Source organism: Microbacterium sp. NPDC055442 (genome assembly GCF_053644215.1).
Genome location: NZ_JBSHLF010000001.1, coordinates 683,569 through 696,506 on the forward strand (window position 1 = coordinate 683,569; position 12,938 = coordinate 696,506).

At 69.9% G+C, this 12,938-nt stretch carries 16 protein-coding genes; 10 read left to right on the forward strand and 6 right to left on the reverse strand.

The genetic code is table 11. The annotated features are described in order from the left end of the window. Nucleotides 1-8: 8 nt before the first annotated feature. Both ACWIBS_RS03360 and ACWIBS_RS03365 read right to left on the reverse strand, forming a co-directional pair. Nucleotides 9-806, reverse strand: a complete 798-nt coding sequence (locus ACWIBS_RS03360; RefSeq protein WP_376125214.1) for a sulfite exporter TauE/SafE family protein — start codon at nt 804-806, stop codon at nt 9-11. Beyond that, nucleotides 803-1,156, reverse strand: a complete 354-nt coding sequence (locus tag ACWIBS_RS03365) for a DUF2510 domain-containing protein (protein ID WP_376125211.1) — start codon at nt 1,154-1,156, stop codon at nt 803-805. Before ACWIBS_RS03365 ends, ACWIBS_RS03360 begins: the two co-directional genes overlap by 4 nt. Nucleotides 1,157-1,236: 80 nt before the next feature. Between ACWIBS_RS03365 and ACWIBS_RS03370 the strand changes: the two genes are divergently transcribed. Both ACWIBS_RS03370 and surE read left to right on the forward strand, forming a co-directional pair. After that, complete coding sequence (locus tag ACWIBS_RS03370) at nt 1,237-2,262, forward strand: 1-phosphofructokinase family hexose kinase (RefSeq protein WP_376125209.1); 1,026 nt, start codon at nt 1,237-1,239, stop codon at nt 2,260-2,262. Beyond that, nucleotides 2,262-3,017, forward strand: coding sequence for a 5'/3'-nucleotidase SurE (gene surE / locus ACWIBS_RS03375; RefSeq protein ID WP_376125207.1), 756 nt, complete (start codon nt 2,262-2,264; stop codon nt 3,015-3,017). Before ACWIBS_RS03370 ends, surE begins: the two co-directional genes overlap by 1 nt. Here the strand turns inward: surE and ACWIBS_RS03380 are convergent. After that, nucleotides 3,014-3,298, reverse strand: a complete 285-nt coding sequence (locus ACWIBS_RS03380; protein ID WP_376125204.1) for a hypothetical protein — start codon at nt 3,296-3,298, stop codon at nt 3,014-3,016. The two genes, surE and ACWIBS_RS03380, sit on opposite strands and share 4 nt — an antisense overlap. A 206-nt stretch (nt 3,299-3,504) precedes the next feature. Here ACWIBS_RS03380 and ACWIBS_RS03385 point away from each other — a divergent pair, with 206 nt between their 5' ends. After that, nucleotides 3,505-3,774, forward strand: coding sequence for a sugar ABC transporter ATPase (locus ACWIBS_RS03385; RefSeq protein WP_376125203.1), 270 nt, complete (start codon nt 3,505-3,507; stop codon nt 3,772-3,774). 1 nt (nt 3,775) lies between these two features. On the opposite strand, the gene ACWIBS_RS03390 is transcribed toward ACWIBS_RS03385, so the two are convergent. Both ACWIBS_RS03390 and ACWIBS_RS03395 read right to left on the reverse strand, forming a co-directional pair. Beyond that, a complete protein-coding gene (locus tag ACWIBS_RS03390) occupies nt 3,776-5,437 on the reverse strand; it encodes an alpha-amylase family protein (protein ID WP_376125201.1) in 1,662 nt (553 codons plus the stop codon). Then, the gene (locus tag ACWIBS_RS03395) at nt 5,434-6,396 is read right to left on the reverse strand and encodes a TIGR03885 family FMN-dependent LLM class oxidoreductase (RefSeq protein ID WP_376125198.1); all 963 of its coding nucleotides are present in this window, start codon (nt 6,394-6,396) and stop codon (nt 5,434-5,436) included. The genes ACWIBS_RS03390 and ACWIBS_RS03395 overlap by 4 nt, the downstream gene beginning before the upstream one ends. Before the next feature lie 147 nt (nt 6,397-6,543). Here ACWIBS_RS03395 and ACWIBS_RS03400 point away from each other — a divergent pair, with 147 nt between their 5' ends. Together ACWIBS_RS03400 and ACWIBS_RS03405 are read left to right on the forward strand one after the other, a co-directional pair. Continuing rightward, complete coding sequence (locus ACWIBS_RS03400) at nt 6,544-7,017, forward strand: transglycosylase SLT domain-containing protein (RefSeq protein WP_376125197.1); 474 nt, start codon at nt 6,544-6,546, stop codon at nt 7,015-7,017. Continuing rightward, nucleotides 7,014-8,000 carry a cation diffusion facilitator family transporter gene (locus ACWIBS_RS03405; protein ID WP_376125194.1) on the forward strand — a complete coding sequence of 329 codons (987 nt, stop codon included), beginning with the start codon at nt 7,014-7,016 and terminating at the stop codon, nt 7,998-8,000. Before ACWIBS_RS03400 ends, ACWIBS_RS03405 begins: the two co-directional genes overlap by 4 nt. Here ACWIBS_RS03405 and ACWIBS_RS03410 read toward each other — a convergent pair. After that, nucleotides 7,984-9,207 carry an NAD(P)/FAD-dependent oxidoreductase gene (locus tag ACWIBS_RS03410; RefSeq protein ID WP_376125191.1) on the reverse strand — a complete coding sequence of 408 codons (1,224 nt, stop codon included), beginning with the start codon at nt 9,205-9,207 and terminating at the stop codon, nt 7,984-7,986. The genes ACWIBS_RS03405 and ACWIBS_RS03410 overlap by 17 nt on opposite strands. Before the next feature lie 132 nt (nt 9,208-9,339). Between ACWIBS_RS03410 and ACWIBS_RS03415 the strand changes: the two genes are divergently transcribed. The 5 genes from ACWIBS_RS03415 to ACWIBS_RS03435 all read left to right on the forward strand — a co-directional run bounded on the left by ACWIBS_RS03415 (nt 9,340) and on the right by ACWIBS_RS03435 (nt 12,472). Next, nucleotides 9,340-9,813 (forward strand): Lrp/AsnC family transcriptional regulator, encoded by a 474-nt coding sequence (locus ACWIBS_RS03415; protein WP_376125189.1) that lies wholly within the window; start codon nt 9,340-9,342, stop codon nt 9,811-9,813. 65 nt (nt 9,814-9,878) lie between these two features. Further along, nucleotides 9,879-11,078, forward strand: a complete 1,200-nt coding sequence (locus ACWIBS_RS03420) for a cysteine desulfurase-like protein (RefSeq protein ID WP_376125186.1) — start codon at nt 9,879-9,881, stop codon at nt 11,076-11,078. Between the two features lie 52 nt (nt 11,079-11,130). Next, a complete protein-coding gene (locus tag ACWIBS_RS03425) occupies nt 11,131-11,523 on the forward strand; it encodes a nuclear transport factor 2 family protein (RefSeq protein ID WP_376125184.1) in 393 nt (130 codons plus the stop codon). Between the two features lie 34 nt (nt 11,524-11,557). Next, nucleotides 11,558-12,211, forward strand: coding sequence for an IMPACT family protein (locus ACWIBS_RS03430; protein WP_376125182.1), 654 nt, complete (start codon nt 11,558-11,560; stop codon nt 12,209-12,211). Between the two features lie 33 nt (nt 12,212-12,244). Next, a complete protein-coding gene (locus ACWIBS_RS03435) occupies nt 12,245-12,472 on the forward strand; it encodes an RNA-binding S4 domain-containing protein (RefSeq protein ID WP_376125179.1) in 228 nt (75 codons plus the stop codon). Nucleotides 12,473-12,938 lie beyond the last annotated feature (466 nt).

Genomic DNA, 12,938 nt, shown 5'->3' on the forward strand with positions numbered 1-12,938 from the left:
CGGCAGGCTCAGCGCCGGCGCCCGCGGATCGCCTTGAGCGCCATCTGCACGGCGATGACGATCAGGAAGGCGGCGAAGAGGATGTTGCCGACGAGCGGATCGATGACCGTCGCGAGCCAGGCGCCCAGTGCCGTCGTCGTGCACGCCGCGCCGCCCACCAGCAGCGCCGCGATGAGGTCGACGTTCGAGCGACGGATGTTGCCGATCGTGCCGGACAACGCCGTCGGGATCATCATGAGCAGCGACGTGCCCTTGGCGACGAGGTCGCTCGCCCCGAACAGCAGCATGAGCACCGGCACGACGACGACCCCGCCGCCGACACCCAGCAGGCCCGCGAGCACGCCCGTGATGAGGCCGAGCAGAATGAGGCCGAGCACGCTGACGACCGTGAGGGGCAGACCCGCATCGCGCGAGGGGATGACGAGGAAGAGCCCGACGACGACGATCGCGAGGAAGCCGACGAAGCCCCAGCGCAGCACCGTCACCGGCATCCGCGGCAGCAGCCACGTGCCGATCTGGGCCCCGACGACGGCTCCGGCGGCGAGGATGAGCGCGGGGATCCACGCGACCGAATCGGTCAGCGCGTACGACACGACGCCCACGGCCGCCGTGGGCACGATCGCGCCGAGCGACGTGCCCGCCGCGAGTCGCTGGTCGAACCCGAGGCCCAGCACGAGGAGCGGGACGATGACGGTGCCGCCGCCGACCCCGAACAGACCCGACAGAAGCCCCGCCGCCAGACCGATGCCGAGACAGGTCAGGACGTAGCGCAGGTCACGTGGCCGAGCCGCGGCATCCCGCGTCATCCGAACCGGAATCCGATCCCGGCACCGGCCGGAAGAGCCGTCGCGTTGCCCAGGAAGAGCAGCGGGATCGCGACCGCGAAGGCGATCACGACGGCCAGCAGAAGCACGCCCAGCACCGCCCACACGATCCACAGGCCCGAGCGGCGGGTTCCGGTCGCGGCGGTGAACGCGCCCGGGGTGTCGCCGTCGCGGTCGTCGACGAGCTCGGCGAGCTCGGGAGGCAGGTCGTCGGCGTCTGCGTCGGACCGCTCGGGCTCGGGAGTCGCCACGTGCGGGGTCCAGGTCGAGCCGTCCCACCAGCGCAGCGCGCCGTGTCCGTCGTCGTACCAGCCAGGAGGCCTCGAGGTCATCCGGCAACGATACCCTTGCGGCACTTCGCGTCCTCCGCAAGGGGCTGACGATCCCCGCGCCGAGTGCTTAGCGTGGCGGCATGAGAGACGTCACGATCTTCGCGCCGGTGCCGATCCTCACCGTCACGGTCGAGGGACAGTCCGACGGCCCCGAGGTGCACATCCACGCCGGCGGCCAGGGCGTCTGGCAGGCACGGATGCTGCGGCGTCTGGGCGTGGACGTCACGATGTGCTGCGTCCTGTCGGGCGAGACGGGCACCGTGCTGCGCCACCTGCTCGAAGACGAGGGCATCTCGGTCGCCGCCGTCGAGCGGTCGGGTCGCGGTGCGGCGTACCTGCACGACCGCAGAGACGGCGAGCGCACGGTCGTCGCGCAGGAGGACGGCGATCCGCTCGGACGCCACGAGCTCGACGAGCTCTACGGTGTCGTTCTGCGCGAGGCGCTCGGAGAGCGGTCGCGGCTGGTCATCCTGAGCGGGCCGGCCGGTGAAGAAGCACTGCCGCCCGAGACCTATCGCCGCCTCGCCGCCGACCTGCGCGCGGGCGGTGCGACCGTCGTCGTCGATCTCGCGGGTGATCGACTCGAGGCCGCGCTCGAGGGCGGCGTCGACGTGCTGAAGGTCAGTCACGAGGAGCTGCGCGACGACGGGCTCATCGACGAAGCGAGCCCGCACGAGATCATGGCGGCGATGCGGCGTCTGCGCGATACCGGGGCGGCGACGGTCATCGTGACTCGTGCCGAGGAACCCGCGCTGTTCCTCGACGCCGGCGGCTTCCTCGAGATCCGGCCGCCGCAGTTCGAGATCGCCGACACGCACGGCGCGGGCGACTCGCTGACGGCGGGAACCGTCGCGGGCATCGCGCGCGGCGAGGCACCCCGCGACGCGGTCATCCTCGGCGCCGCGGCCGGCGCGCTCAACGTGACGCGGCACGGTCTGGGAACGGGAGACCCCGACGCGATCATCGAACTGCGCCAGGACGTGGTCGTCACACCGCTCGCCGACGACGCGGCGGCGGGCATCGATCAGCCGGTGACGGGCCGGGTGAGCCCGGACGGTCTGGCGGCTCTCGCCGAACCGGCCGACGGCGACGCGGAGGAGGACTGATGCGCGCGCTCGTGACGAACGACGACGGGATCGACGCCCCGGGGCTGCACGTGCTCGCTGCGGCCGCCCGCGACGCCGGATTCGCGGTGACGATCGCGGCGCCGGCGGGCCAGTCCAGCGGCGCGAGCGCGTCGATCATGGCGGAGGAGGCCGACGGCAGGATCGCGGTGGAACGCCGGACGATTCCCGGCCTCGACGAGGTGCCGGCCTTCGCGGTGCACGGCGGGCCGGGGCTCATCGCCCTCATCGCGGCGCGCGGTGCCTTCGGAGACCCCTCCGATCTGGTTCTGTCGGGCGTCAACCACGGCGCGAACGTGGGGCGCGCGATCCTGCACTCCGGCACGGTCGGGGCCGCGCTGACCGGTGGCTTGAACGGTGCGTGGGGGGTTGCGGTGTCGCTGGACGTGGGCATGCGCCCGACCGAGTACCACTGGGACACGGCGGCACACGCCGCGCTCGCCATCGTCCCGCAGATCATCGAGCGGCCGCGCGGCACGGTCGTCAACCTCAACGCACCCAACACCGCCACCACGCGCGGCGTCATCGAGGCCAGTCTGGCCCCGTTCGGCATCGTGCAGACCACGATGTCCGAGCGGCACGAGCATCACGTGCGGCTCGCGGTGGAGGATCTGCCGTCGACGCCGGAAGCGGGCACGGATGCCGCGTTCCTCGCCGACGGCTGGGTCACGGTCACGGGGCTCGATCCCGTGTCCCACGTCCCCCTGGGGCTCGAGGTCGACGCGGGCCGTGGTTAGGCGACGTTGGGCCGCGCGTGGAACGGCCTGCGGTGCGGGATAGGCGCCGGTTTGGTCGAGGGGTGATGCTCCTCTGCGGTGAACAGCGCCGATGCGGCATCGATGATGGCCTCCGGGGAGTCGAACATCCGGATGCCGTGCGTTCCCGCGACCCACACCACCTCGTAGTGGCCCGACGCGACCCGCTCGACGTACGCGATGAGTTCGCCCGCCCGGCGGTTATGCAGTCGCCATGCTCCCGTCCCTGAGGGGACGAAGTCGAAGACCGGACCGGTGGCCATGATCGCGCTCCTGCTCTCCCGCCGACGCACGACGGGTCACCCTGAGCGTCGCCCGGCGAACCGGGTACGGCCAGGGGGTTGCGTGGAAGGGACTCCGGCGCTACCGGCCGGGAGCCGGCCCGCCGATAGCGCCGGCTCCCGCCTTCCGCAACCGGGTCGACGGTCCAGCCGAAGGCGGCGAGGCTGAGATCGGAAAGGAGCACGACATGAACAGCACTCCGGATGCACCCCAGGAGGACTTCCAGCCTCTCGGCGATCGCGACAGCTCGATCGAGGCGGATCCCGCGGAAGACCCCGCGCAGGCCGAATGGGACGGCACGACCGGCATCGACGCCGAACGCCCCGTCGATGACACCGAGATCCCGGCATCCGATCTTCCGGATGCCGCGGCGCAGCCCGAGACGCAGGGCACCGACCCCGTCGCCGCCGAGCTCGGCGAGGAGGGGCAGGGCGACCTCGCGCCCGAGGACCTGTGACTCAGGCGATGCGGGAGTCGCCGGGCGGTGACACCCGCATCCACCGGAAGCCGTAGGGCTCGAGGGCGAACTCGACCCGTCCCCGGTCATCGATCTCGAGCTGCTCGGGCCCGTGCAGGTCGAGCAGGACCGTCCCCTCGTCGACCTCGCCGACCTCGACCGTCACCCGCACGGGCACGGCGGTGAAGTTGTGCAGGGCGATCATGCGCCCGACCTCGGCCGTCACGGCGTGCACCATGACACCCTCGCCGTCATGGTCGAGGAACTCGAGCTCCCCCCAGCCCAGTTCGACGCACGCGCGGTACCGCGCGATGAGCTTCCGCACGAACATCAGCAGCGAGTCGTCGTCGTTGCGCTGCCGGCGCACGTTGACGTGCGCGGGCGCGTAGCCGTCGCCCGGCTGCGGGGAGGTGAGCCGGCTCGGCGCGGCATCCGAGAATCCACCGTTCTTGCCGTCGGTCCACTGCATGGGCGTGCGCACCGATCCGCGGCCCGGCACGTCGGGGTTCTCGCCCATGCCGATCTCTTCGCCGTAGAAGAGCACGGGGGTGCCCGGCAGCGAGAACATCAGGCTGTAGACCATCCGGATGCGGCGCGGATCCCCCGAGAGCATGGGCGGAAGCCGCCGCGTGATCCCGCGACCGTACACGCGCTGGGCCGGATCCGGCGCGAGCGCGTCGAACACCTCGTCACGCTCGGCCTCGGTGAGCTTGTCGAGGGTGAGCTCGTCGTGATTGCGCACGAAGTTGGCCCATCCCGTCTCGGTCGGGATCGCGGGGCGCGACGAGAGCGCCTCGATGAGCGGCGCGGGGTCGTCCCGCACGAGCGAGAGGTACAGCGCCTGCATCGAGACGAAGTCGAACTGCAGATCGAGTTCGCCGCCATGCTCGCCGCCGAAGAAGCGCACCTGTTCCTCGAATGGCAGATTCACCTCGCCGAGCAGTGCGGCATCGCCGGAACGGCGCTGCAGGAACCGTTTCAGGTCGCGCAGGAACCCGTGCGGATCGCCGAGGTCTGCGTCTGCCGGCACCTCGAGGAGGTGCGGGACGGCGTCCAGCCGGAAGCCCGAGACCCCCAGGGCCAGCCAGAATCCCATGGTCTTGGCGATTTCGTCCCGCACGCGCGGATTGGCGATGTTGAGGTCGGGCTGGTGCCGGTAGAACACGTGCTGGAAGTACTGCTCGGTGCGCTCGTCGTACTCCCAGACGCTCGCCTCTTCGCCGGGGAAGACCGTCTCCTGCTTCTGCGCGGGCGGTTCGTCGCGCCAGATGTAGAAGTCGCGATACGGCGAGGAGCGGCTGCGTCGCGCCGCGACGAACCAGGGATGGCGATCGGAAGTGTGGTTGACGACGAGATCGACGATGACGCGGATGCCGCGGTCGTGAGCCGTGCGCAGAACCTCGACGAAATCGCCGTGATTGCCCAGGCTCGGGTCGATGCCGTACAGGTCGCTGACGTCGTAGCCGTCGTCGCGGCCGGGCGTCGGATAGAACGGCATGAGCCACAGGCACGTGATGCCGAGGTCGGCGAGGTAGTCGATGCGCTGCGCGAGGCCCGCGAAGTCGCCCGTCCCGTCGCCGTTGCCGTCCATGAACGTCTCGACGTCGAGGCAGTAGACGACGGCGTGCTTCCACCACAGGTCGCTGGTGTCGGTGATCTTCATGCGAGCCTCCGCAGTGCCGGCAGCAGGTCGTTTTCGGCCCGGGAGAGAAAGCGCTCCTGGTCCTTTCCGACCCCGTGCAGATAGACGCGATCGAAGCCGAGTGCGGCCAGATGCGCGATGCGCGCCGCGAGTTCCGCCGCGTCGTCGGCGATCAGCACGCCCGCGTGCAGGTCGTCGTCGCTCGGGTCGGCCGCGAGCGCGTCGAAGTCCTCGGGCTGCTCGATGTCCCACAGCGAGGCGTCGATGACGCAATGGCGCCACTGGTCGCGCGCGACGGCGAGCGCTTCGGTCGTGGACTCCTCGAGCGAGACGTGCACCTGCAGGATGCGCGGGCCGGTGCCCCCGGCATCCGCGTACGCGGCGAGCACGCGCTCGAGCACCGCCGGCGCCTGTGCGACGGTCGCGAGGCCGTCGGCCCACCCCGCGACCCATCCGGCCGTCTCTGCGCTGACGGCGGCGCCGAGCAGGGGCGGGGGCACGGCGGGCCGTGACCACAGCCGAGCGCGATGCACGTCGATGACCCCCGTCCGCGTCACCTCTTCGCCCGTCAGCAGGCGCCGGATGACATCGACGGATGCCGCGAGCCGTTCTTCGCGCTGCGCCTTCGGCGGCCACGGGTCGCCCGTGACGTGCTCATTGACGGCTTCACCGCTGCCCAGAGCGGCCCAGAACCGGCCGGGGAACATCTCCTCGAGCGTCGCGATGGCTTGCGCTGCGATCACCGGGTGATATCGCTGGCCGGGTGCCGTCACGACGCCGAGCGAGAATCCCGTCGATGCCAGGGCGGCGCCGAGCCAGCTGAAGGCGTGTCCGGATTCACCCTGCGCGAGCCCCCACGGTGCCACGTGGTCCGAGCACATCGCGCCGTCGAAGCCCGCCGATTCGGCTCGGGCGACGGCGCGCAACAGCGCACTCGGCGCGAGCTGCTCGTGAGACGCGTGGTACCCGATGAAGGCCATGCGGAGAGTCTCGTCGGGGCGCAGGCACGCGACAAGGCCTTGCGCAGCATCCGTTCACCGGGTTACACCCGGCGCCGCACACGGCGCAAGGGCCCTCCGGCCGAGCACGAGCGGCGTCATGCTGAGCATGCGAACGGAGGGCGTGCGGTGCGCGGAAGGACCGGGACGGCGATCGCCATGTGCATCGGCGCGGTACTGGTGCTCGCCGGCTGCGGCCTGCACGTACCCGCAGACCCGAACGGCACGACGGCGCGTGTCGAAGGGTCGGTGCTGCGGGCCGGGGCGGTACCCGAACCGGGGCTCGTCGAGGTCGTGCGCGATGAGCCGGCGGGCCCGCTCGTAGACATGGTGGACGATTTTGCGCGGGAGCACGACGCATCCGTCGACTGGACGGTCGGAGGCGAGGAGATGCTCGTGACGCTGCTCGAAGAGGGTGAGCTGGATCTCGTGGTCGGCGGGATCACAGCGCAGACTCCCTGGGCCGACCGTGCGGCGGTCACCCGCGGATACCCGCAGCTCGACGGGGGCGACGGTCGCGAGATCGTCATGCTCGTCCCGCTCGGTGAGAACCGCTTCCTCTCCGAAGTGGAGATGTTCCTCGACGAAGAGGTGGCGGAGTGAGCCCGGTCGGCCGCACCGATCTTCCTGCCGAGCAGCGGGAGGCGCTGAAGAAGGCGATCACGTGGGAGTGGATCACGATCGCCTACACCGTCGGGACGATCACACTCGTGGCGTTCGTCGTCGGCAATTCCCAGGCGATGAAGACGGCGTGGATCGAGGACATGCTCTCGCTCATCCCGCAGATCGCGTTCCTCATCGCGCTGCTGTTCATCCGTCGGGACCCCTCCCCCTCGCATCCCTTCGGCTTCCACCGCGCCATGGTGATCGGCCATCTCGTCGCCGGGGTCGCCCTCTTCGCCGTCGGCGGCAACCTCGCCCTCGAATCGGTCACGGGGCTCGAGGCGGCGGCGCATCCCACGATCGGAACGGTCAACCTCTTCGGGTACACGATCTGGCAGGGCTGGCTCATGGTCGCGGTCATGGCGCTCATCGTGCCAGGCCCGTTCATCTACGGACGCGCGAAGCTGCGCATCGCGCCGACGCTGCACAGCAAGCTGCTCTATGCCGACGCCGACATGGCCAAGGCCGACTGGCACACCAACGCCGCATCCATCATCGGCGTGCTCGGCATCGGCGTCGGCCTGTGGTGGCTCGACGGTGTCGCCGCCCTGTTCATCTCGCTCGGCATCGTGCTCGACGGTTTCCGGAACACGCGTGCCGCCGTGCGCGATCTCGTCGACGAGAGCGCCCGCACCTTCGACAGCGGCCAGACGCATCCGCTCTTCGCGCAGATCCTCGCGACGATGCGCCGGCAGCCGTGGGTGCGTGACGCGGGAGTGCGGATGCGCGACCTCGGGCATGTCTTCCACGCCGAGGTCTTCTTCGTGCCGTCGGGGCGCCGCCCCGTCGGCACGGACGTCCTCCGCACCGCGGCTGAGCAGATCGCGCAGCTCGACTGGAAGCTGCAGGACGTCGTCGTGATCCCCGTCGATCGGATCCCCGATGAGGCGATGACGGAACGCGAAATCAGCGCAGCGGATTGAACGGCGCGATCGCCTGGTCGACCCGGCCCGTGACGATCTGCTCGGCGAGGAGCTTGCCGGTCGCCGGGCCCAGGACGATGCCCCACATGCCGTGACCACCGGCGACGTAGACGCCGGGTGCGCGGGTGGCGCCCACGAGCGGCAGCCCGTCGGGGGTGACCGGGCGAGAGCCGACCCATTCGTCGTGACGGTCGTCGAGATCCATGCCGGTGAACAGGGCGCGCGACTGGTTGACGATGGCCTGGATGCGGCGGGGCTGAGGAGCCTCGTCGGGGCGGCGGAACTCCATCGTGCCGGCGATGCGGAAGCGCCCCTGATACGGCGTGCAGGCGATGCGCTGGAATGGCATGTAGACGGGGTAATCGATCGGCTCGTCGGTGTCGACCGTGAACGAGTACCCGCGGCCGGCCTGCACGCGCACCTTGACGCCGAGCGGGCGAGCGAGCTGCGGCATCCATGCGCCGGTCGCGACGACCACGGAATCGGCCTCGAACTGTTCGCCGCCGGCGAGCGTGACCGAGGGGCGGCCCGTGGAGCCGACCGCCGTGACCGTCGCGTCGGTGCGGATCACGCCGCCGCGGGCGCGGACGGCCTCGGCGAGCGCTTCGACGTAGGGTCCGGGCTCGAGGAAGCGCTGCCCGTCGAGACGGTAGGCGACGGTGACGGCGTCGGAGAGCTGCGGCACGAGTGAGCGCGGATCGGTGAGCCGCTCGAACGGCACGTCCTGACCATGCCGGATGACACCCTCGACCTCGCGCAGGAAGCCCTTCGAGTGCGGTTCGTCGGTGAAGCCGATGACGAACGGCCCCTTCTTCGTCCAGGCGTCCACGCCGCCCTCGGCGAGTTCGTCGAAGCCGGCGAGGGCGATCTTGTCGATGGGCGTGAGCGCCGCCATCGTGCGGTTCCACGCGCGCATCGAGCCGTGCGAGGCGAAGCGGGCCAGGAAGGACCACAGGGCGACATCGGCGCGGAAGGGAACGTGCAGTGCCGCATCGGGGTCGAGCAGAGCTTTCGGTCCGTACGTCCACAGGCTCGGGTCGGCCAGCGGGATGGTCTTGCCGGGGGTCAGCCAGCCGGCATTGCCCCACGACGAACCCGCCGCGACGCCCGCGCGATCGAGCACCGTGACCTCGACGCCGTGCTCCTGCAGGTGCCACGCGGTCGCGAGACCGACCATTCCTGCACCGATGACGATCGAACGCGCCACAATACCTCCTCGGTCATGGGCTTCCTGCCGTCAAGTATGCAGAATCGGATGCTGCACCTCAGTGATCGTGCAGATTCTTTGCCTGGGAGGTGGCCATAAGGAAGAATCACTCTTGACAGAGGGGGTAGGCCGATGCGGACAGAGGAATCTTCGCGCGCATTCGAGGTCGACGACATCGACCTCGCGATCCTCCGCGAGCTCGAACGCAACGGCCGGGTCTCGAACAGCGAACTCGCGGCACGCGTCGGCATCGCCGAATCGACCTGCCACAAGCGCGTGCGCCGGCTCGTGGCATCCCGTGCGATCCGCGGCGTGCACGCCGATGTCGACCCCGCCGCCGCGGGTCTCGACCTCGAGGCGCTCATCGGCATCCGGCTGCACGCGCACGCGCGCGGCGACCTGCGGCGGTTCCAGACCTACCTCGAGCGGCTGCCCGCGACGCGGCACGTCTACTTCGTCGCGGGCGACCTCGACTTCCTGCTGCACGTCGCCGTGCGCGACGCCGCGGCGATGCGCGAGCTCGTGAGCGACACCCTGAGCCTGCGCGAAGAGGTGGCCGCGACGAACACGAGCCTCATCTTCGATCACGCCGGCGGACGGCGTTGACCCCGGCGCCAAGCGCGCCCGTGCGCGATATGGTCGGCGGGAGCCCCTCGCCTGAAGGAGTCCACATGCTCGATGTCGCCGCCGTCCGAGAGCAGTTCCCCTCGCTCGCCTCGGGCATCGCCCACTTCGACGGGCCCGGCGGAACGCAGACCCCGGCCGTCGTCGGCGAAGCCGTCGCGCGCACGCTGACGGGGCCCCTGTCGAACCGGGGCACCGGGATCCTGAGCGAGCAGAACGCCGAGGACGCCGTGACCGCGTTCCGGCACGCGCTCGCCGACCTGCTCGGTGCCGCTCCTGAAGGCATCGTCTACGGGCGCAGCGCGACGCAGCTCACCTACGACTTCTCCCGCCACCTCGCCAAGGCGTGGGAGCCGGGCCACGAGATCGTCGTGACCGAGCTGGACCACGACTCCAACGTGCGGCCGTGGATACAGGCCGCCGCGCGAGCGGGGGTGACGGTGAGGTGGCTCGAGCTCGATCCCGCGACGGGCGACCTGCGCCTCGACGACCTCGACGAGCTTGTGAACGAACGCACCCGCCTGGTCGCGGTCACGGCCGCGTCGAATCTGATCGGCACCAAGCCGCAGGTCGCGCGCATCGCGCAGCGGGCGCACGAGGTCGGCGCTCTCGTCTACGTCGACGGTGTGCACTACGCCGCGCACAGCCTCGTCGACGTGCAGGCGCTCGGAGCCGATCTCTTCGTCTGCTCGCCGTACAAGTTCTTCGGCCCGCACTGCGCCGCCCTCGCGGCATCCCCCGATCTGCTGGATCAGCTGAGCCCCGACAAGCTGCTGCCGTCGCCCGACACGGTGCCCGAGCGCTTCGAGTTCGGCACGCTGCCGTACGAACTCATGTCGGGCGCGACGGCGGCGGTCGACTTCATCGCCGGCCTGGCACCGGCGGGAGGGAGCCGGCGCGAGCGCCTCGTCGCGGCGGCGGACCTCACCCACGAGCACGAACTCCGGCTGCGCCATCGGATCGAAGACGCGCTCGCGGCGCACGGCGACCGCCTCGTCGTGCACTCGGTCGCCGAGGACCGCACACCGACGCTGTTCTTCACGTTCGCCGATCGGGATGCCGCCGCGGCCGGCCGGTTCCTGGCGGCGCGCGACATCGCGGCACCGGCCGGCACCTTCTATGCGCACGAGCCCTTCCGCGCGCTCGCGACGGGCACGGATGCGGGCGTGCGGGTCGGCTTGGCACCGTACAACGACGACGCCGAGATCGATCGGCTCATCGAGGCGCTCGACGACTTCCTGCGCTGATCGCACACGCGCTGCTCTGGAGGATCCGACGCGGACGCGCGAGGCTGAACTCATGGACCGGCTGACGCTCGACACGCTCCTGCCCCTGGAACATCGCGGATGGGATGCACTCTGCGCTTCTCGCGGAGGCACGTTCTACGGCGAGCAGATGACCGAGGATGCCGTCATGGTCCTGGTGAACGGGATGATCCTCGACCGCGCGACGGTGGCCGAGTCGTTGAACGAATCGCCGCCGTGGGCGGCCTACGTCCTCTCTGACGCGCGAGTCATTCCGACCGGCGTCGCATCAGCCGCCCTCGTCTATCGGGCACGCGCTGAGCGCGATGGCGAGTCGTTCACCGCCCTCATGACGAGCCACTACTACGTCATCGACGACGAGGTCAGGCTGGCGCTGTACCAGCAGACGACGATCACGCACGATGACCCGTCGCCGTCGACACCGTGAATCCGGTCCGCGTCATCGTGGCTAGCGTGGGAGCGTGACTTCGACGCCGCGCTACCCGAGCACGATCGCGACGCCGATCGAGCACGAGCTCATCGTCAAGAAGTCGCGCTTCCTCGCTCATGCCTTTCCTGTCCCCTCGCCCGGGGATGCCGAAGAGCTCATCGCCGCGACGCGCAAGCGGTATTGGGACGCGAACCACAACTGCCTCGCGCTCGTCACGGGGCTCTCCGGCGAGCACGCGCGTTCCTCGGACGATGGGGAGCCGTCGGGGACTGCCGGCGCACCGATGCTCGATGTTCTGCGCAGACGCGACCTCACCGATGTCCTGGTGATCGTCACCCGCTATTTCGGCGGCGTGAAGCTCGGCGCGGGCGGACTCGTACGCGCGTATTCCTCGGCGACCTCGGAGGCACTCGATCGAGTTCGGCTGGTGCGGCGCGAGGTCTTGACTCAGGCGACGCTCGCCGTCGGTCATGCGGACGCGGGCCGCATCGACCATCTGCTTCGCGAATGGGCGTCACGACATCGTGCGAGTCTCGGCGAATCGAGCTACGCCGAGCAGACGACGTTCGAGGTGTGGCTGGCGCCGCACCTCGTCGGCACCTTCACGGCCGATATCGCCGCCGCGACGGGCGGTGCACTCGTCCCGGTCTATGGGGCGCAGCGCATCGTCGACGTGGCGGCGTGAAGGGAACGGAGCCGGGTCGGCTAGCATCCGGGAATGACGAATCCGACCCCCATCGACGATGTCCCGATCGGCGGTGAGTCGATCCGCCTGGGGCAGTTCCTGAAGTTCGCCGGGCTCCTCGACTCCGGCGGAGATGTGAAAGAGGCCATCATCGACGGCTACGTGATGGTGAACGACGAGGTCGACCGCCGCCGCGGACGGCAGCTGCAGCTCGGCGACATCGTCAGCTTCGGAGGCCGCAGGGTCCGCGTCTGTCCGTGAGGATGCCGGGGATGATCATTCCCGCGTGTCGTCGGGGGTCAGCGCTTCGTCCCGTATCCGGTCATGCAAAAAGCCCCGGAACAAGCCGGGGCCTTCATTGCGTAGCGGGAGAGAGATTCGAACTCTCGACCTCACGATTATGAGGAACCTACGGGCAGAGCGGTTCGCGGAGGTTGACGGCAACTGTCCCGGAAAATCGCGGTTTCGCAACAACTTCGGCGCTTGTTGAGGGCCACTGGGAGCGCCGATAACGACTCAGGTGTGGGCAAAATGTGGGCACGCTTTCAAGTCCTCGGAAGGGGCCTCGTCGACGTGCGCGCGACGGAGGGATTTGAACTCCACCGATCGAACGGTGATGGGTGGTGGTTCAGGTAGATTTCCGCGGAATCACGCGGGTTCGAGAGCACGACGACGCATCCTCAACCTTCGCGCGCAGTCGTGGTTCTCGACGACGCACTCGAGATCA